This is a genomic window from Nonomuraea sp. NPDC050556, from assembly GCF_044457355.1.
Taxonomy (GTDB): Bacteria; Actinomycetota; Actinomycetes; order Streptosporangiales; family Streptosporangiaceae; genus Nonomuraea.
Genome location: NZ_JBITGU010000008.1, coordinates 146,824 through 165,996 on the forward strand (window position 1 = coordinate 146,824; position 19,173 = coordinate 165,996).

Sequence of the window (19,173 nt, forward strand, 5' to 3'; positions counted from 1 at the left end):
CGTGCCGACCTGGGCGAGGGGCAACCAGAGCGCACCTAGCGTGGGACCCGCACCACCACTTTAGTGGCGCGGGTTGTAGAGCTCCAGGTACCAGTCGGGGTGGTCGGCCACGGCGAGGGGCGTCATGTCGAAGTACAGCTCGCCCGCCTCGGGGTGGCGCACCGCCTTGACCACGTGGGCCTCGGCCGCGACGTCGTGCCGCGCCCACAGGTCGGCGAACTCGGGGCTGACCGCGCTCAGGTCGCCGACCACCCGGGCGAACTCCGGGTCGCCGGGAGCGCGGGCCGCACCGGCGCGGAAGGCGGCGACGACGCCCGGCGCGACCGACTCCCACGCGAGGTGCACGGCGCGGTAGCGGGCGTTGGTGAAGAAGGAGATCAGGCAGTTGCGGTCGGTGTCGCCGAAGCCGAAGACGTCCTGGGCGGCGTCGTTGGTCGCGAGGATGTTCCAGTACTGGTCGCGCAGCAGCGCGGGCCGCGGCGACCAGGCGTCGAGCACCTGACGCAGCTCGGGCGTGACCGCGCTGTCGCGGGCCGCGCCGCGAAGCGGCGGGTTGAGGTCGGCCAGCAGGTAGAGGTGCTCGCGCTCCGGCTCGGTCAGCCGCAGCGCCCCGCTGATCGCGTCGAGCACCTCGGGCGAGACGTTGATGTCGCGGCCCTGCTCCAGCCAGGTGTACCAGGACACGCCCACCCCGGCCAGCACGGCGACCTCCTCGCGCCGCAACCCGGGGGTGCGGCGCCTGCCCGCCACGGCCATGCCGACGTCCGACGGCGTGAGGCGGGCCCGCCTGGAGCGGAGGAAGGCGCGGAGCTGCTCGCGAGTGGACATCTGGCCACCCAGTCTAGGGGAGGCCGCGGAAGACGCCCGAGGCCCTGCCGATCGCCCCCGTGGCCAGGAGCGGGCCGCCGGGGACCGTGGACAGCGAGGTCAGCTCGCCGCCCGCGGGGACCTTGGTCCAGCGGCCAGAGGCGTCGCGGTGGGCGAGGGCGGAGTCGTAGCCGTTCTCGTCGGTGGAGCCCATGAACCAGTGGCCGCCCCTGCCGTCGGGGACGGGCGGGATGGAGCGGGTCATCCGGCCGGCCGTCGCGGAGGTGTCCTCGACACGCCACCCGGAGCCGGTCTGGGAGAGCAGGAACGACGACATCCCGGCGTCTCCGGTGATCCACACGCCGGACGCGTCGGCGGTGACGGCGGTCAACTGCGAGTCCTCAGGAGTCTGGGGCAGGTCGATCCCGGTCCAGGTCCTGCCGTCGAAGTGGTGCACGCCGGACGTGCCTATGGCCCAGATGTCGGTGGCGGAGCGGGCGCTGACCTGGAAGGCGGTGAAGGGGACCCGCCGCTCGGCCCAGGTGGCGCCGTCGTAGTGCCAGGCCCTGCGGTCGCCGAAGACCCACACGTCCCGGTCCGAGACGACGGCCAGGCTCGTGGTCATGCCGGGCAGCTTCAGCGCGGTCGTCCAGGCGCGGCCGTCCCAGTGCTGTACGGCGTCGCCCGCGAGCGCCCACACGTCCGACGGGCCGGAAGCGGCGACGGGACCGACGCCCCCGCGCTCGACGGGAAAGGCGCTCTTCGTCCAGCGCTCGCCGTTCCAGTGGAAGGCCGTGGGGCGGTGCGGGCCGTCGGCCATCGGGATCCAGGCGCCGATGCCGACGACGTCCCAGCCGAAGGCCCACGCGTCGCGCTCGCCGGTGACGACGACCTGCCCGTAGGTGACCGAGGACTCGCCCGCGACCAGCTTCCAGCGGTCGTTCCCGCTGGCCCAGGGGGCCGTACAAGCGAGCAAGAGAGCGACGATCTTCCAGAACATGGGTCAAAGCGTACGAAAGCCGTCAGAACGCCACATGAGTACGCATACTCATGTCGCATAAGTGACATGGCGGACAAACGGCAGGTCCTGGTGCTGGCGGCAGGGACCTGTCATCACCCACCCTCGTCACCATGTCCCCCATGCACTGGTCCGCACGTGTGGCGGCGGCGGGTGTCCTCGCCGCCGCCCTGCTGAGCCCCTCACCCGCCGCAGCGGCGGCGAAGTCCGCCCCAGGCGCCCGCGTCACCCTCATCACCGGTGACGTCGTGACCCTCAGGGAGGCGGACGGCAGGCGCGCCGTCGAGGTGAAGCCGGGCCCCGGCCGCGACCGCATGGGCTTCCTCACCACCGAGGAGGACGGCGAGCTGACCGTCCTGCCGAAGGACATGGTCCCCTACCTGGCCGCCAAGCGGCTGGACCCGCGCCTGTTCAACGTCACGGGCCTCATCGAGCAGGGCTACGACGACGCCTCGACGGACAAGCTGCCGCTGCTGTACCTCTACGACGGCGTGACGGCCAAGGCGGCGAACCAGCTCGAGAGCATCAACGGGCGCGCCGTCTCCCTGGACAAGCGCACGATCGGCCAGATGACCATGGCCCAGGACGTCGCGAAGATCTGGCTGGACGCCAAGGTCAAGGTCTCCCTGGACCGCAGCGTGCCGCAGGTGGGCGCGCCCGAGGCGTGGCAGGCCGGGTTCGACGGCAAGGGCGTCAAGGTCGCCGTCCTGGACACCGGCATCGACGCCACCCACCCCGACCTCGCCGGCCGGGTCAAGGAGACCAAGGTGTTCACCGGCGACCCGGGCGTGAACGACGCGCACGGGCACGGCACCCACGTGGCCGCCACCATCGCGGGCGGGAACGGCAAGAAGGGCGTCGCCCCCGGCGCAGAGCTGATCATCGGCAAGGTGCTCGGCGACGACGGCACGGGCACGCTGTCCGGCGTCATCGAGGGCATGGAATGGGCGGCAGGAGAGGGCGCCTCGGTGATCAACATGAGCCTCGGCGGCGACGTCTCCGACGGCACCGACCCCCTCAGCCTCGCCGTGGACAACCTCACCAGGAGCACCGGCGCGCTGTTCGTCGTCGCGGCGGGCAACGACGGCAACGCCTACTCCATCGGCAGCCCTGGAGCGGCCACCTCCGCGCTGACCGTCGGCGCCGTGGACGCCAAGGACGCCCTCGCCGCCTTCTCCAGCAGGGGCCCGCGCCTGGACGACGCGCCCAAGCCCGACCTCACCGCGCCCGGCGTCGCCATCGTCGCGGCCAGGGCGGCGGGGACCAGCATGGGCCAGCCGGTCGACGACCTCTACACGGCCGCGTCCGGCACCTCGATGGCCACCCCGCACGTGGCGGGAGCCGCGGCGATCGTCAAGCAGCGCCACCCGGACTGGAAGGCGGCGCAGATCAAGGACGCCCTGGTCGGCTCGGCCAAGACCGTGGCCGGGCAGCTCGTCGACGACGCGGGAGCGGGCAGGCTCGACGTGGCGCGTGCCGTACGGCAGGGCGTGACCGCCACCGGCGTCCTCGACCTGGGCAAGCACGAGAAGTCCAGCACGGACACCACGGCCGGGGGCACGATCACCTACACCAACGGCACGGCGGCGCCGGTCACCCTCGCCCTCAGCAGCACCATGCAGGGCGCCGTGCTCGACCAGCCGAGCGTCACCGTCGCGGCGGGCGGCACCGCCCAGGTGAAGGTCAGCGCCGACCTGGCCAAACTGCCCTACGGCCGGTACGGCGGGCAGATCGTCGCGACGGCCGGCGCCGAGACCGTGCACACCACGCTCGCCCTCACCTGGAAGGGCCCCCAGCACAAGGTCCACTTCACCGCCCTCGACGCGGCCGGCAAGCCGACCGGCACCGACACCCTGACGATGTACGGCGCCTCCCGCCAGGACGACGTCAGGGACTGGATCCCGGAGGAGGGCAAGACCGTGGAGGTGTCCGAGGGCACCTACATGACGCAGGCGCTCAACCTGGCCAGCGGCTGGGGCAGGATGCACCCGCGCGACGGCCTGGTGGTGATCCCCGAGCTCAAGGTCGACCGCGACCTGGACGTCGTCATCGACTACCGCAAGACCAGCCCGGTCACCGTGAAGGTGAGCGAGCCCGCCGAGCAGGTGGGCATCTACACCTACTTCACCCACCGCGAGGTGGGGACGCGCAAGATCTCCCAGGGCGTGATGAACTTCGACGTCGTCGAGGGGCTCAACGTCTCGCCGACCAAGCCGGTCGCCGACGGCACGTTCGAGTTCGCCTCCCGCTGGCAGCTCGTCGCCCCGAAGATCACCGCGCGGCTGGCGGGCCAGACCTTCCCGATGGGCTTCCTCGGCGGCTCGCCCGGCGTGGAGGGCAGGCACCTGTGGCGGCTCACCGAGTCCATGGACCGGGCGCGCGGCAAGGTCGTCGTGAGCACGGACGAGTCGTGGGAGGACGCGGCCCAGGCGGCGGTCAAGGCGGGAGCGGCGGCCGCGATCATCGTGATGACCCCGGACGACGCCCTGGCCCGCGGGTGGAACCCGAGCAACGTGTCGCTGCCCATCCCGGTGCTGCTCATCGCCAACGACCACGGGCAGCGGCTGCTCGACCGGGTCAGGAAGGGCCAGACGCTGATGGACGTCAGCGGGTCCATGTCCTCGCCGTACCTCTACGACGTCATGCAGGTGTCCGAGGGCGCGGTTCCCGAGACGATCGTGCACGAGGTGAGTGACCGCAACACCGCACGGATCGAGACGACCTACGCGGACGCGGGCGGCTTCGGCTGGGCCAAGGAGCAGCGGTTCGGCTGGCGGCCCTGGGCGGGTTACGCCCTGGGCAACCAGATGGAGACCCAGCGCGTCGTCAGGTCGCCGCAGCAGCGCAGGGAGTACGTCAGCGCCAACGGCACCTCCTGGCAGCACCTGGTCAACCACCAGTACGTCTGGGACGAGATGAACCAGCTGAAGGACGGCCTCACCGAGCGCCCGCGCACCTACCAGCCGGGCGAGCGGATCACCGAGACCTGGCACAAGCCCGTCGTACGGCCGGCCGTACCCGACTGGCTGGCTCCGGCCCGCACCGGCGACACCCTCGACATCCGCATCCCCGAGTTCGTGGACGCCGACGGCCACCTGAGCAGGGCCGGGGCCGACAACGACACCACCTCGGCCAGGTTCTTCAGGGACGGCAAGCTCGTCGAGGAGCGCGAGGAGGCCTGGGGCGCGTTCCCCGCCGTGCCGCAGGACGCCGAGTACCGGATCGAGCTGTCCACCAAGCGCGAATCCGAGGAGTGGACCACCGCGACGGCGACCGAGACGGCCTGGACGTTCAGGTCCAAGCAGGGGCAGAAGGAGGTCCCGCTGCTGCAGATCGGCTACGACGTGCGGCCCGGACTGCTCGGCCTGGTCGTACGGGCGAGTGAGGTCCGGCTGGAGCTGTCCTACGACGACGGGAAGACCTGGCGCAGGCAGCCGGTCCTCCCGCTCGGGCACGGCCGGTTCACGGCCGTCGTGCTGCGCCCGCACCCGTCGCTGCGGGTCACCGCGACGGACTCGGCGGGCAACCAGGTCAGGCAGACGGTGATCAGGGCGTACTGAGCCAGTTCTCCCGGGCGGCGTGCCAGGCCAGCTGCATCCTGGTCTGGGCGCCGGCCAGCTCCATCAGGTGGGTGATGCGGCGCTGGACGGTCCGCTGGGAGATCTTGAGCTGGGTGGCGATCGACTTGTCCGTCACCCCGGCGACCAGCAGCGACAGCACGTAGAGGTGGTCGGAGTCGAGCGGGCTGCCCTTCGCGGTGAGCGCGACGGGGGTGGCCCGCTCCCAGAGGCTGTCGAACAGCGCCTTGACCGCGTCGAGCAGGCTGCTCGGCCGGATCAGCGCCGCGGTGAGCTGGGTCAGCCCGGCGGTGTGCTGGACCAGCGGCAACACGCCGAGCTCACCGTCCGCGACGATCATCCGTACCGGCAGGGACGGCAGGGCGCGGGCCTGCTCGCCCAGCGTGATGCCGTCGGCGAGGTTGACCAGCATGCCGGGCTCCTCCAGCAGGGCCCGCTCGTAGATGACGCGGTAGCCCACCCCCCGGCGCAGCGCCGCCAGCTCCTCGGTGTTCTCCTGCGAGGTCATCGCCACGTGCCCGGCGCGGCAGAGGCTGACGACCTCGTGGCGGGCGTTGTCCTGCAGCAGGCGCAGTTGCTCGCGCAGCGCCGTCCTGCTGGTGATCACCTCGACCAACTGGGCCGCCTCGCGGCGCCGCGAGTGCGCCAGATACTCGGCCGTGAGCTGCTCGACGGCCTGCCTGGCCCGGTCCACCTCCTCCTGGCGCCGGTGCAGCCGCGCGGCGAGGGCCACGTCCGGGGCGACGGCAGCGAACCTGTCCTGCTCTCCTGGTACGGCTCGCGCCAGGCCCTTGGCCAGCAGCGACCCCAGCGCCAGCCTGGCCTCCTCGGCGCCGACCCCCAGCTCGCCCGCGACCTCGGACGGTTCTGCCCCTGCGGTCCTGACGAGCAGCCGGTAGGCGGCCTCCTCCTCCGGGCTCAGCCCTGCGGCACTCAGCATCATCCCTGCATGTTAGGGACTCATCCGGAAGTCGTACGCGTCGGGCAGGTCGGCGTCCGCGCCGTGGCAGGCGAACCACAGGGCGTCCAGGCTGTCCTCGCCCTCGCGCAGGTCGGGCACGACGAGGCCGTCGTCCAGGATGCGGGCGGTCCTGGCGCGGTCCCCTGCGGCCAGCGCCGCCTGGGCCTCCAGCAGGCGGACGCGGCCGTGTTCACGGTCGGCGGGGGAGAGGTCGTCGAGCAGGGCCAGGGCGTCGGCGGCGCGGCCCGCGGCGAGCAGGGCGGAGAGGGTTTCCACGGTGAGCGGGCGGAGCTCGGGGGCGAGCGCGTGCGCCTCCAGGAGCAGGACGGCCGCCGCGGGATGGTCGCCGTCGATGCGGTGTGCCTCCGCGAGCGCGCGCAGCACCAGCGGGCCCTTGGCCGCCGACCAGGCCTCCACGGCGCCCGCCCGGTCGCCGATCGCCCACAGGTTGAGGCCCAGGTGGTAGCCGTTCCCCGCCGTCCGCAGCAGGTCCAGCCATCGCGGGCCGATCACGCAGGGGGCCTCGTCCGGCAGCGCGGCCCCTTCCAGCAGGCCGAGCCAGGGCGCCTGGTCCTCGCCGAGCGTGTCGTCGCCGAAAGGTGTGGCGGCGGAGTCGGGCAGCGCGCCCGCCCGCCGTTCCAGGGCGCCCCACCCGGAGCCGGTGTGGATCACCTCCCTGAGCGGGCGGTCGGTGAACTCCCAGTCCGGCGCTGGACCGGGGTCGAGGGAGTCGCCCAGGGTGAGCGGGCTGTAGGTCTCCGTCCACGTCCACGTGGTGTGGCCGGGCAGCGGGACGTGCTCCATCTGGGTGCGGGCCAGCCCCGCCTGGATCTCCAGGTACGGCGAGCCGGGCCCCGACAACCACGTCTGCCACCGCTCGCCGCCCCGCGAGACGCCCCAGCCGAACAGCTTGCGCCCTTTCAACCGCGGCGACGAGGTGTGCAGCAGGCCGTACCCGTCCTCGTCCACGGCCGCTATCCAGGGCGCTGTGGCGTGGAAGAAGTAGTCGGCCGCGTTGGACCACGTGCCCGGGTGGGCGACCCCTGAGAAGGGGATCGTGGTGAGCCGCTGGGTGTAGTCGAAGTGGTCGGCGAGGGAGGCGGGCGCAAGGACGCGGGAGCCGGGGGTCTGCGGCACCGCGATGTTGGACCACCAGTACACCGGCACCGTCTCCGCGCGCGGATTGCGGATCGTCACCGACACCAGCAGCGCGGGGGAGCCAGGCGGCAGCGCCGCGTCGATCTGCACCACGAGCCCGCGCATCCGCTCGTACTCGTACATGCGCAGCACCGGATAGGGCGCCTCCACCCAGCCCGCGTGCAGCGGGTCGCAGGTCAGCGCCCAGTGCCCCGTCGTCCCGAGGTTCCACTCCACGCCGCCCGCGAACCACGCGTCGCGCAGCGCCAGGTTGGCCGGCTGGATGACCGGGTTGCTGTGCAGCAGCTCCCGCCCGGTGGACAGGTCGGCCAGCGACCACAGCCGCCCGCCGAGTCCGGGCAGGAACACCGCGCGCAGCCGCTCGTTCTCCAGCGTGACGGAGGGCACCTCGCGCTCGGCCGGGTCGCGGCCGTAGGAGTCGCGCTTGCCGTACGGCAGGAGCGAGGGCGGGTGCCCGAAGTCGCGGATGGGCACGTCCGGGGGCCGCAGGATGGGAAGGGGGCTGACCGGTCCTGCGTCGGCGATGGTGAGGTGCATCGGGGCCTCTTCGCGTGGAACGTTTTAAGCGATCTAAACGGCGATCACGCACGCTGTCAACGCCCATTTGCAGGTAACGGTCCGAGAACGGATCATTGACGACACCTATGAGCACGCTTACCGTCATGCCAGCACGTTGAAACGTTTTATTGCGCTCGGGGACCCCATGAAGGAGCTTCGATGGCTTTAAGACCCACCTCGCTGGCAGCGTTACCCCTCCTCGTCCTGTCCTTCCTCGTCGCCGTCCCGGCACAGGCGGCCGACCTTTCCGTCTGGGTGCAGAGCGCGGCGGACCGGGCGTTCTCCTCCACCGCCCGCCCGTCGGGCGCACCCACCTCGATCGCGTTGCGCGCGGCCAAGGGCGAGAGCGAGGCGGCGCAGATCCTCGTCAGGTCGACGGCCGCGGCGACCGGCGTGCAGGTCACGGCGGGCGCGCTGAGCGGGCCTGGCGGCGCGACGATCCCCGCCTCGGCGATCACCGTGCGGCGCGAGTACAACCACCCGCACATCTCCAAGATCGGCGTGTACCAGAACCCGCCGGACGGCGGCAGCGCCTACTACGACGCGCTGGTGGAGAACACCCCGCAGTCCCTGGCCGCCAACCTGACGCTGCCGTACCACTACAGCGTCCGCGTCCCGGCGGGCCAGGCGCCCGGCGGCTACACCGGGACGGCCACCGTCAGGAGCGACGGCGGCGACGTGGCGGTCAACGTGGCGCTCACCGTCTACGACGTGACCCTCCCGGCCGCGAACAGGTCCACGTTCAAGATGAACAACTGGTTCACCTCGGCCGGCTGGGACTACAACGGCACCATCAGGTCCATCCCCGCCCAGTACGGCGTGCAGATGTACGACGCGAACTGGTGGAAGGTCATCGGCAACATCGCCGCCAACCACGCCAGGCACCGCAACAACGTGATCTTCGCCGACTTCCAGGCGCTGCTCATCCCCGACACCACCGTGGACGCGTCGGGCACCTACAGCTTCGGCTGGGCCACCTTCGACAGGTTCGTCCAGACCTTCGCCGACGCGGGGGCGATGCAGTACATCTACACCCCGCACCTGCTCGAACCCCAGGCGAACGACGTCATCAAGATGGACATGGTGAAGAAGGTCAACGGCGTGATGCAGCGCGTCCTGGCCGACCCGAACACCGCCGAGACCAACGGCTACCTCGACCAGCTCTTCCCCGCACTCAAGGCGCACCTGGACGCCAAGGGCTGGACGAACCTGTTCTACATGAGCGCCCTGGACGAGCCGTCCACCACCAACCAGGTCAACGCCGCCAAGTGGCTCTACGCCAAGTACCGCCAGTCGTTCCCCAACCCCCTGACCAACGAGGCGCACCTCGCCGTCCTGCCCCAGCTGGAGGCGGACCTGACGACGGCCACGCCGTACACCGGGCTCTACGACGGGAACGTCGGCTACTACCAGCGCCGCCGGCTCAGCGGCGCCGACCTGTGGCTCTACAACTGCATCGTCCCGCAGGACAAGCGGATGAACCGCTTCATCTCCTACAGCCTGGCCTCCACCCGCCTCACGCCCTGGCTGACCTGGAAGATCGGCGGCACCGGCTACCTGCACTGGGGCTGGAACTTCTGGTGGGACTTCAGCGACCTGAACCGCCCCTCCGACACCTTCGACGACTGGCAGACCGGCGACAACTGGCTGGTGCGCCCGAACAAGCCGGCCTACGACATCTACGACAGCGTGCGCAGCGAGACCCAGCTCGACGGCCTTGAAGACGTGGAGCTGCTGAACCTGCTGGCCAGGACCAAGCCCGTCACCGCGCGGGCCATCGCGGACACGCTCGTCACCGACTCCACCTCCTACGAGCTGAACGGCTACGAGGTCGACAACCGGCACCGGCAGATCCTCGACGCGCTCGCCTCGACCGGCCCCGACCAGAGCTTCCCCTACACCGACGACTTCACCTCGGGCGAGACGAGCTGGCGGCACAAGGCCGACAGTCCCGGCACCTGGTCGGTCAGCGGCGGCGAGTACGTGCAGGCGGACTCCTCGGCCAACTGGGGGATCACCGCCGCGCTCGAGGGCCGCGCCTACCGCGACGTCGTCGCGGGCGTCGACGTGCGGATCACCGGGGTGAACGCCAGCGGCGGCAACACCAACTGGGCCGGGCTCATGGTGCGCAACCTCAACGGCACCGACATGGACAGCGGCTACCTGGTCGCCCTGCGCGACAACGGCCAGGTCTTCGTCTACCGCAGCGGCGTCAGCCTCGGCACCGCCACCGTCCCCGGCTACGTGTCCGGCCAGTGGACCCGCCTGCGGGTGGCCGCGCGCGGCTCGGCGATCAGCGTGTACGCCGGGGCGAAGAAGCTGCTGACCGTCAACGACACCGGCTTCCCCGTCGGCGGGATCGCCCTGGTGACCGGCGGCGCCAGCGCCCGCTTCGACAACGTGCGGATCAACCCGGAGACCAACCCGGCAGAGGGCCGGGCGGTGACCACGTCCAGCTCCTACGAGGGCGACGGCTGGTCGGCGGCCGGTGCCGTGGACGGCGTGCGCACCGGCGTGGGCTGGAGCAGCTCCACGGCGGGGATGGGGGCCAACCACACCGAGTCGATCCAGGTCGACCTCGGCAGCGCCCGCCCGGTGGGCCGGGTGGACCTCTACCCGCGCTCCGACGGCGCCAACACCGGTCTGGGCTTCCCGATCGACTTCACGGTCCAGGTCTCGGCCGACGGCTCGGCGTGGACGACGGTCGCCACGAAGACCAGCTTCCCGCGCCCGTCCGGCGCGGAGACCTTCCCCTTCGCGACGACGAACGCGCGCTACGTCAAGGTGACAGGCACCAACCTGCGTCCCGACCCGTTCGGCCACTACCACCTGCAGTTCGCCGAGATCGAGGCGGCGGGCGGCAACCTCGCCGCCGGGCGGGCGGTCACCGCGTCCAGCTCGGTGGAGTACCTCAACGAGGGGTGGCTGCGCGCCAACCTCACCGACGGCGCGCGGTCGGCGCTCTGGCACTCCATGGGCTGGAGCAGCCTTCCCGGTACGGCGAGCCGTACCGAGTGGGCCTCCGTCGACCTCGGCGGGCCGAGCCTGGTCTCCAAGGTCGACCTGTACGCCAGGTCGGACGGCCCGTCCACGGGCAACGGCTTCCCCGTGGACTTCACCGTCCAGGTCTCGGCGGACGGCTCGGCGTGGACGACGGTCGCCACCAGGAGCGGCTACCCGCGTCCCGACGCGTCGGCGCAGAGCTTCTCCTTCGCCCCCGTCACCGCGCGGCACGTGCGGGTCGTCGGGACGCTGCACCGCAGCGACCCGTACCACATGCAGCTCGCGGAGCTGGAGGTGTTCTAGCAGAAGAGGGCGCGGACCCGGCCGGGCGACAGGCCCACCTCGGAGCGCACCGCTCTGGACAGGTGGGCCTGGTCGGCGAAGCCCACGGCCGTGGCCAGCGCGGCCAGGTCGCGGGCGCCCGCCTCCAGCAGGGCGAGCGCCTGGCTGACCCGGAGGCGGGTGCGGAACCGGGTCAGCGGCATCCCGCAGTGGGCGGCGAAGCAGCGGCTCAGGTGCGCGGGGGAGACACCGAGCCCGCGGGCCAGCCGTACCACGCTGGTGGCGTCGGGGTGGGCGGACACGAGCGCCTCCCTGGCGTCCGCGGCGAGGACGGCTGACCTGCGCGTGTGCACCGGACGCTCGGGAGCGGCGCTGACCAGGGCGAGAACGCGCACCAGGTGGTCGGCCAGGTCCAGGACGCCGTTGGACAGGACCCGGTGGGCGAGTTCGAGCCTGCCGTCCACGGGCACCGCGACGGTGGCGGGCGGGACGCCGTCGGTGATCTCGTGCCACAACCGGTCGGCGACCGTGATGACCGTGCAGACGTCGTCGCCCGACGGGTGGGCGACCCGGTGCTCCCTGCCGGGCACGAGCAGGTAGCCGAGCGTGGGGTCGGGGCTGAGCCGGTCGCTGTCGCTGCTGACCCGGAACCTGCCGCGCCTGACCAGGACCACCTCGTGCGCCTCGACGGGACGCGGCGGCGTCCAGCCCGGGGTCGTGGCGATGCAGTCGATCACCCGGACCGAGAAGTCGTCATATTCGTTCAAGACCCGCCCGCCTGCCGGGTGCGACCGTGCCTTCTCATGACGAAAGCGATGATAGCCACCGGCCGTCGGGGCGCGCTGGTGGTGCTGCTGGCCGGGCAGCTGATGACGAGCATGGACAGCAGCCTGATCTCGGTGGCGCTGCCCGCGATCCGGGCGGGCTTCGCCGCGAGCGGCGTGACCGTGCAGCTCATCGCCTCCGGCTACATCCTCACCCTCGGCGTGCTCATCGTGACCGGGGCCAGGCTGGGCGACGTGCTCGGGCAGCGGCGGGCGTTCCTGCTCGGGCTGGTGGGCTTCACCGCGGGGTCCGCGCTGTGCGCTGCCGCGCCGTCCGCGGGGGTGCTCGTGGCCATCCGTACGGCGCAGGCCGTGGCGGCGGCGCTGATGATCCCGCAGGTGTTCGCGCTGATCCAGCTGGAGTTCGACAAGAGGGCGATCGGCCTGTACTCGATGACGCTCGGCCTGGCCGCCACGCTCGGTCAGCTCCTCGGCGGGCTGGTCGTGTCCGCCGCAGGGTGGCGCGCGGTGTTCCTGGTCAACGTGCCCATCGGGGTGGTGACGTTCCTGGCCGGGCTGCGCCTGCTGCCGGAGACCGGGCGCCGGGCGGTCCGGCTCGACCCGGTCGGCATCCTGCTGCTGACCGGCGGGATGCTCGGGCTGATCGCGCCTCTGCTGCTCGGCCGCCAGTACGGCTGGCAGCCCTGGACGTGGGCGGTGCTCGGCGCCGGGATCGTGGTGCTGGGGGCGTTCGCCGCGCACGAGCGGCGGGCCTCGGCGCCGCTGCTGGAGTTCGCCGCCGTACGGCGGGCCTGGGCGGGGCTGGCCGCGTGCTTCGTGCTCGCCGGGGCGTACGCGGCGCTGCTGTTCGCGCTGACCCTGCACCTGCAGGGGGAGCGCGGGATGGATCCGCTGCGGGCGGGGCTGACGTTCCTGCCGTTCACCGTGGCGTTCGGCGCGATGAGCCTGGTCGGGCCGCGGCTGGCGTGGCGGCAACTGCCTTCCGCCGGGATCGCGCTGTTCGCCGCGGCCGTCGTGGGGATCGCGGTGCTGCTGCCCGCGGGGGAGGGGTGGTTGTGGGTGCTGCTCGTGCTCGCCGGGATCGGGCACGGGGCCGGGTACGCGCCGCTCATGGCCAGGCTGACCAGGGTGGTGGGGCCATCCGGAGCGAGCGCGCTGGCGGCGCTGAACTCGACGGGCCCGATGCTGGCCTCGGCGACGGCTGTGGCGCTGCTGGGCGGGTTCTACCTGGAGTGGGGGCTCACCGCCGCGCTCACCGGTATCGGGGTGGTGCTCGCCGCCGGGGTCTGGCTGGGGTTCAAGCCTGGCGATTGAGGTGCTCTTTCAGGGCGTCCAGCGGGCCGTCCCAGTCGCGGGCCAGCGCGGCGAGGAACTGCTGAGCCACCTGCATCGGGGCCGAGCGCAGCCGGTAGCGCACGCGGCGCCGCTCGCCCGGCTCCGCGGTCACCAGACCGGCATCGGACAGCAGCGCCAGGTGCTTGGCGATCGCCTGCCGCGTGATGGGCAGCCGGTTGGCCAGGTCCGTCGCCGTGGCCGGGCCGTCCGCCGCGAGCGCGGCCAGGATGGAGCGCCTGCTCGGGTCGGCCAGCGCGGTGAAGACCTGTTCGGCGACCGCCTCCGCCTCAGGCCGCATCGAGGTGCGCGACCAGTTCGCCGAGTTCGGTGCCCCAGCCCTCGGTGTGCGCGTCGTACGCCTTCTGGTACGTCTCGTCGGCGAGCTGGGCGAAGCCCGTCTCCATCACCCGCAGCCGGGTGCCGGCACCGACCGGCTCCAGGGTGAACTCGACGTAGGTGCGGCGCGGGTCGTCCTCGGGCACGCCGAAGGCCCGCCAGGTGAACCCGAACGCGGTCGGCTCCTCCACGCGCTCCACCCGCATGTCGACCTGGTGCCCGTCGCTCCAGCGCATCCGCGCCGCGCCGCCGGGGCTCAGGTCGATCGTCGCCTCGTGGCCGAACCAGGCGCTGAGGCCCTCGGCCGTGGTGAGCGCCGCCCACACCCGGTCCGGCGAGGCGGCGATCTCCACGGTGCGCTCGATGCGGTCGGGGAATCCCATGGCGTCCACGTTAGTGGGTGAGGGCCGCCCGCCGGCGCAGGCCGTACCAGACGAGCGCCGCGGCAGCGAGCGTGACGGCCACGTTCACCACCAGCGCGAGGTGGATGCCGGTCAGCTCCACGCTCTGGGTCGCCGCGACCGCGCTCAGGATCGGGATGCCGATCGTGACGGCCACCTGCTGGGTCATCGAGGTCAGCCCGGTGGCCAGGCCCTGCTCCTCGTCCGGCAGGCCGGACGTGCCGGTCACCGTGTAGGCCACGATGGCCGTGACGTGCCCGAAGAACCCGATGAACAGCGCCGGGATCAGGATCGCCAGCGCCATCCGGTCGTCGCCGAGGAACACCAGCGGGATGGTCGACAGCCCCTGTACGGCCATGCCGGTCGTGAGGACGGCGCGGGTGCCGAACCGCCCGATGAGCCGCCCGGCGATCACCCCGGCTGCCACCGAGGCCAGGCCGGGCACACCGAAGATCAGCCCGGTGGCCAGCGCGGAGAAGCCCAGCACCTTCTGCAGGTAGAGGGTCATCAGGAAGATCATCGCCGGTTCCATGGTGAAGATCACGAGACCGGCGAGGTTGCCCCACTTCACCGAGGGCCGCTTGAGGATGCGCACCGGGGCGAGCGGGGCGGGGGCGCGCAGCTCGATCGCCCAGAACGCGGCCAGCAGCACCACTCCGGCGACACCCGCGACGAGGTTCCTCTCGATGATCGCGTAGATGAGCGCCAGGAGGCCGCCGGTGACGGTGACCGCACCCGGCAGGTCCAGCCGCACCCGGCCCGGCAGGCTGCTCTCCCGGACCAGGAAGGGCGTGAGCAGCAGGATCACGACGGCGACCGGCACGTTGATGAAGAACGCGGACCGCCAGCCGAGCAGGTCCACCAGGACCCCGCCGACCAGCGCCCCGACCGTGAACCCGCCCGACAGCAACGCCCCGTTGAGCCCCAGCGCCCGCTCGCGCAGCGCCCCTTCGGCGAAGGTGGTGGTGAGCAGCGACAGCGAGGCCGGGACCGCCATGGCGGTGGCCACGCCCTGCAGCGCGCGAGCGGTCAGCAGCATCTCGGGATTGACCGCGAACCCGCCGAGCAGTGAGGCCCCGATGAGCACGACCATGGCGGTGAGAAAGAGCCGCCGCCGCCCGAACAGGTCGGCCATCCGCCCGAACAGCAGCGCGAACCCGGCCGCCGGCAGCGCGTAGGCCGAGGTGACCCAGGCCAGCCCGCCGACCCCCAGCCCCACCCCCGATCCGACGGCGGGCAACGCGACGTTGAGTATCGAGAAGTCGACGGCCAGCATGAACCCGGCCCCGAGCAGGACGAGCACGATCAACCGCTGCCTGGCGTCGAACCGAGGCGCGGCGTCGGCCTCGATGGTTGCAGCACTCATGAAACCCTCCAACAAATAGCAACCGAACGGTTGCCACACTATGGCAACCGTTCGGTTGCGTCAATGGAGGGCGAACTCCTTGGCGATGAGCTCGTAGGAGCGCAGGCGGTTGGCCGCGCCGTACACGCCGGTAGTGATCATGAGCTCGTCCACGCCCAGCCGCTCGCGCAGGGCGGTCAGGCCCGCGTGGACGGTCTCCGCGTCGCCGGTGGTCACGTTGGCGGTCCAGGTCTGGACGAAGTTCTCCTCCATCTCCGTGAAGCGGTGGGCGGCGACCTCCTCGGGGGAGGGGATGGGGCCGGGGTTGCCGGTGCGCAGGCGGAGCATGCCCAGGCCCAGGCCGCGAGCCAGCTGGTGGGCCAGCTCGGGGGAGTCCGAGGCGATCGCGCTGGCGCTGATCATGGCGTAGGGCTTGTCGAGCCACGCCGACGGCTGGAAGGACTCGCGGTAGAGCTCCAGGGCCGGTTCGGTGTTCGCGGCGCTGAAGTGGTGGGCGAAGGCGAACGGCAGGCCGAGCAGCCCGGCCAGTTGCGCGCTGAAGCCGCTGGAGCCCAGCAGCCAGATCGGCGGCCGGTCCTCGTTCTGGGGGATCGCGCGGACGGGGGCCGTGCCGTCCAGGTAGGCGGCGACGGCTGCCACCTCGGCGGGGAAGTCCTCGGCGTTGCCCCTGCGCATCGCCGCCGCCGTCGCGGGGTCGGTGCCGGGCGCGCGGCCCAGGCCCAGGTCGATGCGTCCCGGGTGGAGCGCGTGGAGGGTGGCGAACTGCTCGGCGACGATCAGCGGCGCGTGGTTGGGCAGCATGACGCCGCCGGAGCCGAGCCTGATCGTGGAGGTGTGGGCGGCCAGGTGGGCGATGAGGACCGCGGGGGAGGAGGTGGCCACCGAGGGCATGCCGTGGTGCTCGGCCACCCAGTAGCGGTGATAGCCCCATTCCTCGGCCCGCTGGACCAGCTCGGTGCTGGTGCGCAGGGCCTCGGCCGCGGTGGATCCCGAGCTGACCGGGGCCAGGTCCAGGACTGACAGAGGAAACTTATGCACGTGCATGAAACTAGTGTAAGGAGGGGCGCCCGCGAGGACGCCCCTCGGTGTGCACTACGGCCGGTTCATGCCGAAGGTGTAGGCGCCGGAGCCCGAGTAGGCGTGCAGGCGGTAACGGTAACGTCCCGCGGTCCCGTTGTAGGACACGGACTCGTCAGGACCTGAGCCGTTGCTGGTGGCCACGACGGTCCACGAGGAGCCGTTCCACTTCTGCAGGTACAGGTCGAAGTCGACCCCGTTGGGCCCGTCGAGGCAGCCGGCGTGCGTCCCGGAGACGGTCGTGTCGTAGTAACCGCCGGTCGGCTGGTAGACGTTCTGCCCGGAGGTCAGCGACCCGGTGAACTTCTCCCGGTAGGCGTCGCACCCGGTCGGCGGATTGCCGCCCGCGGTGATGAGGGTCAGGCCGCCGACGCTGAGGATCTCGCCGATCGGCTGGAAGTAGGTCGTGCCGCCGCTGGAGCAGTTGCCCGACCCGCCGGACGTCATGCCCTGCGCCTGGTCGCCGGAGATGAACGCGCCGCCGGAGTCGCCGCCCTCCGCGCAGACGTTGGTCCTGGTCAGCTGGTAGACGCTGCCCTCGGCGTAGTTGACGGTCTGGTTGAGCGCGCCGACCGTGCCGCAGTGCCACTGCGTGGTGGAGCCCGAGCGGCAGACCGAGCCGCCCGGCTGGGTGACCGTCGAGCCGCGGACGGGCAGGATCCCGGCGCTGTAGCCGTTCACCACGCCGGGCGCGGTCCAGTTGGCGTTGGTCGAGATCCACGAGTAGTCGTTGGTCGGGAACGAGGAGATCTGGAAGGTCCCCTGCGCCTGCTGGTTGGAGCCGTTGGTCGCGTTGCCCACGTCGCCGCAGTGCCCGGCGCTGGTGAAGCCGATCTGCGTGCCGCGCCTGGCGGCGAAGCCGACCGAGCAGCGGTAACCCTTGGACGGGATGTAGTAGGCGTCGCCGCCGCGGATGTCGGCGAACAGCTTGGGCCGCTCGGCCGCCTGCTCGAAGCGTACGGCTGCCGCGTCCACGCCGCTGGCCTTGACCCAGTCGGTCGCGGCCGCGGGGTCGGCGGCCTGAACGGTGACCGAGTTGTCCTGCGGGGTGATGCCCCAGCCGAAAACCGTCTCCGGGGCCTGCGCCTTGTCGAGCCCGTCCTTGACGGCTTCGAGCTGCTTGAGCGAGCGGGCCACGACCCGCACCGGCACGCCGCCGCGCGCGATCGCCTTGGCCTGCGCCCGGTCGGTGGTCGCGACGACGAACGTCGCCTCGGCCCCTTCGTACCAGGCGCCCGCGTAACTGTCGCCGGTCTGCTTCTGCAGGCCGGGCGCCGCCGCGTTGCCCTTGGCCTCGTTCGACAGGCGGGCCAGCGCCTGCTCCTCGGTGATGCCCAGGTCGCGCTGCACGGCGGCGACCAGGCCGGGCGGGGGCTTGGCCGCGGAGAGGGTGTCGTTGTCGGCGAACGCGGGGGCGGCTGGGGTGGCCGTCATGACTAATGTGCCGGTCGCGATGGCGACCAGCACTCTGCTGCGAAGCATGTTCACTCCTCGCTGCTGGGGGTGCCGTCAACGTAACGGCCGCCTCTGCAGGATTGGAGCTACCATTTCGCCCCTATCGCCGCGTTATGGTGCCGTACCGAACGCGGGATTGCGGACCAGCCAGTCGTGGTAGACCGGGCTCCGCCGTACCGCGTCGGCGTGGGCCTGCCTGGCCTGGTCGACGACCCACGCGGCGCCCGGCGTGGCCGGCCGTACGCCCAGCAGGTGGCGCCAGCGCAGCGGGGCGCCGGCGATCGGCGTCATCGCCAGCCCGGGGGCCGCCTGGTGGGTGGCCTGGCAGAGGACGGCGGCGCGGCCGACCTGCGCCAGGTGGGTGCAGGTGGCGACGTCCGCCTCGTAGATGGTGTTGGGGGTGAAGCCGGAGCGCGCGCACGAGGCGGCGAAGCAGTCGGCGAAGCAGCCGTCGCCCGGCGTCACCGCCCACTGCTCGTCGGCGAGTTCGGCCAGCTCCAGCTCCTTCTCCTTGGCCAGCGGGTGCGTGGCCGACAGCAGGACGAACACCGGGTCGGTGCCGATGGTGGCCCAGCAGATGGCGTCGTTGGGCGGGCGGCTGTCGCCGCACACCCCGATCAGCACGAGGTCGAGGCGGCCCATCTCGACCATGCCGGCCAGCTCCGACGACGACCACGAGGTGAACGTGGACACCGTGCGCTGCGCGGCCAGCCGGTCGACCAGGCCGCCCAGGATGGCGCCGTTGGTGGCGCCGATGCGGTAGCCGTATTGACTGGAGTTGGCGAATCTCACCGCCTCGTCCTGCAGTTCCTTGACGGCGGGGAGCAGCACCCGCGCCCTGGCCAGCACCATCTCGCCGAGCGGGGTGGGCCGGGCACCGGTGCGGTCGCGGTCGAAGAGCGTGCCGCCGAGCGCCCGCTCCAGGCGTTTGAGCTGGGCGGTCAGTGCGGGCTGCGCGACTCCGAGCTGGGTGGACGCCTTGGACACGCTGCCCGAATCAGCGATGGCGCGAATGATCCTCAGATGCCTGAGCTCGAGGTCCATAACCGGAAG

At 71.9% G+C, this 19,173-nt stretch carries 14 protein-coding genes; 3 read left to right on the forward strand and 11 right to left on the reverse strand.

What is annotated here, in order from left to right:
* Positions 1-60: 60 nt before the first annotated feature.
* Entirely contained in the window at positions 61-828 is a 768-nt protein-coding gene (locus tag ACIBG8_RS52890; protein WP_397351022.1) for a helix-turn-helix transcriptional regulator, read from the reverse strand.
* Between the two features lie 13 nt (positions 829-841).
* The gene (locus ACIBG8_RS52895; protein ID WP_397351023.1) at positions 842-1,807 is read right to left on the reverse strand and encodes a hypothetical protein; all 966 of its coding nucleotides are present in this window, start codon (positions 1,805-1,807) and stop codon (positions 842-844) included.
* Between the two features lie 140 nt (positions 1,808-1,947).
* Between ACIBG8_RS52895 and ACIBG8_RS52900 the strand changes: the two genes are divergently transcribed.
* Entirely contained in the window at positions 1,948-5,385 is a 3,438-nt protein-coding gene (locus ACIBG8_RS52900) for a S8 family peptidase (RefSeq protein WP_397351024.1), read from the forward strand.
* Here the strand turns inward: ACIBG8_RS52900 and ACIBG8_RS52905 are convergent.
* On the reverse strand, positions 5,372-6,346 hold the full coding sequence (locus ACIBG8_RS52905) for a helix-turn-helix domain-containing protein (protein WP_397351025.1): 975 nt from the start codon (positions 6,344-6,346) through the stop codon (positions 5,372-5,374). The genes ACIBG8_RS52900 and ACIBG8_RS52905 overlap by 14 nt on opposite strands.
* A 9-nt stretch (positions 6,347-6,355) precedes the next feature.
* Positions 6,356-8,059 (reverse strand): DUF5107 domain-containing protein, encoded by a 1,704-nt coding sequence (locus ACIBG8_RS52910; protein WP_397351026.1) that lies wholly within the window; start codon positions 8,057-8,059, stop codon positions 6,356-6,358.
* A 180-nt stretch (positions 8,060-8,239) separates the two neighbouring features.
* Between ACIBG8_RS52910 and ACIBG8_RS52915 the strand changes: the two genes are divergently transcribed.
* Positions 8,240-11,386 (forward strand): discoidin domain-containing protein, encoded by a 3,147-nt coding sequence (locus tag ACIBG8_RS52915; RefSeq protein WP_397351027.1) that lies wholly within the window; start codon positions 8,240-8,242, stop codon positions 11,384-11,386.
* Here ACIBG8_RS52915 and ACIBG8_RS52920 read toward each other — a convergent pair.
* A complete protein-coding gene (locus ACIBG8_RS52920) occupies positions 11,383-12,132 on the reverse strand; it encodes a helix-turn-helix domain-containing protein (RefSeq protein WP_397351028.1) in 750 nt (249 codons plus the stop codon). The genes ACIBG8_RS52915 and ACIBG8_RS52920 overlap by 4 nt on opposite strands.
* Before the next feature lie 36 nt (positions 12,133-12,168).
* On the opposite strand from ACIBG8_RS52920, the gene ACIBG8_RS52925 reads away from it, so the two are divergent.
* Positions 12,169-13,464: an MFS transporter gene (locus tag ACIBG8_RS52925; protein WP_397351029.1), complete on the forward strand. Its 1,296-nt coding sequence runs from the start codon at positions 12,169-12,171 to the stop codon at positions 13,462-13,464.
* Here the strand turns inward: ACIBG8_RS52925 and ACIBG8_RS52930 are convergent.
* The 6 genes from ACIBG8_RS52930 to ACIBG8_RS52955 all read right to left on the reverse strand — a co-directional run bounded on the left by ACIBG8_RS52930 (position 13,448) and on the right by ACIBG8_RS52955 (position 19,164).
* Positions 13,448-13,783 (reverse strand): ArsR/SmtB family transcription factor, encoded by a 336-nt coding sequence (locus tag ACIBG8_RS52930; protein WP_397351030.1) that lies wholly within the window; start codon positions 13,781-13,783, stop codon positions 13,448-13,450. The genes ACIBG8_RS52925 and ACIBG8_RS52930 overlap by 17 nt on opposite strands.
* Positions 13,773-14,204, reverse strand: coding sequence for an SRPBCC domain-containing protein (locus ACIBG8_RS52935; RefSeq protein WP_397351032.1), 432 nt, complete (start codon positions 14,202-14,204; stop codon positions 13,773-13,775). The genes ACIBG8_RS52930 and ACIBG8_RS52935 overlap by 11 nt, the downstream gene beginning before the upstream one ends.
* A gap of 10 nt (positions 14,205-14,214) precedes the next feature.
* On the reverse strand, positions 14,215-15,588 hold the full coding sequence (locus ACIBG8_RS52940) for an MFS transporter (RefSeq protein ID WP_397351033.1): 1,374 nt from the start codon (positions 15,586-15,588) through the stop codon (positions 14,215-14,217).
* A gap of 60 nt (positions 15,589-15,648) precedes the next feature.
* Positions 15,649-16,626 (reverse strand): LLM class flavin-dependent oxidoreductase, encoded by a 978-nt coding sequence (locus ACIBG8_RS52945; RefSeq protein ID WP_397351034.1) that lies wholly within the window; start codon positions 16,624-16,626, stop codon positions 15,649-15,651.
* 54 nt (positions 16,627-16,680) lie between these two features.
* Entirely contained in the window at positions 16,681-18,147 is a 1,467-nt protein-coding gene (locus ACIBG8_RS52950; RefSeq protein WP_397351035.1) for a S1 family peptidase, read from the reverse strand.
* Between the two features lie 84 nt (positions 18,148-18,231).
* Complete coding sequence (locus tag ACIBG8_RS52955) at positions 18,232-19,164, reverse strand: LysR family transcriptional regulator (protein ID WP_397351036.1); 933 nt, start codon at positions 19,162-19,164, stop codon at positions 18,232-18,234.
* Positions 19,165-19,173: the final 9 nt, after the last annotated feature.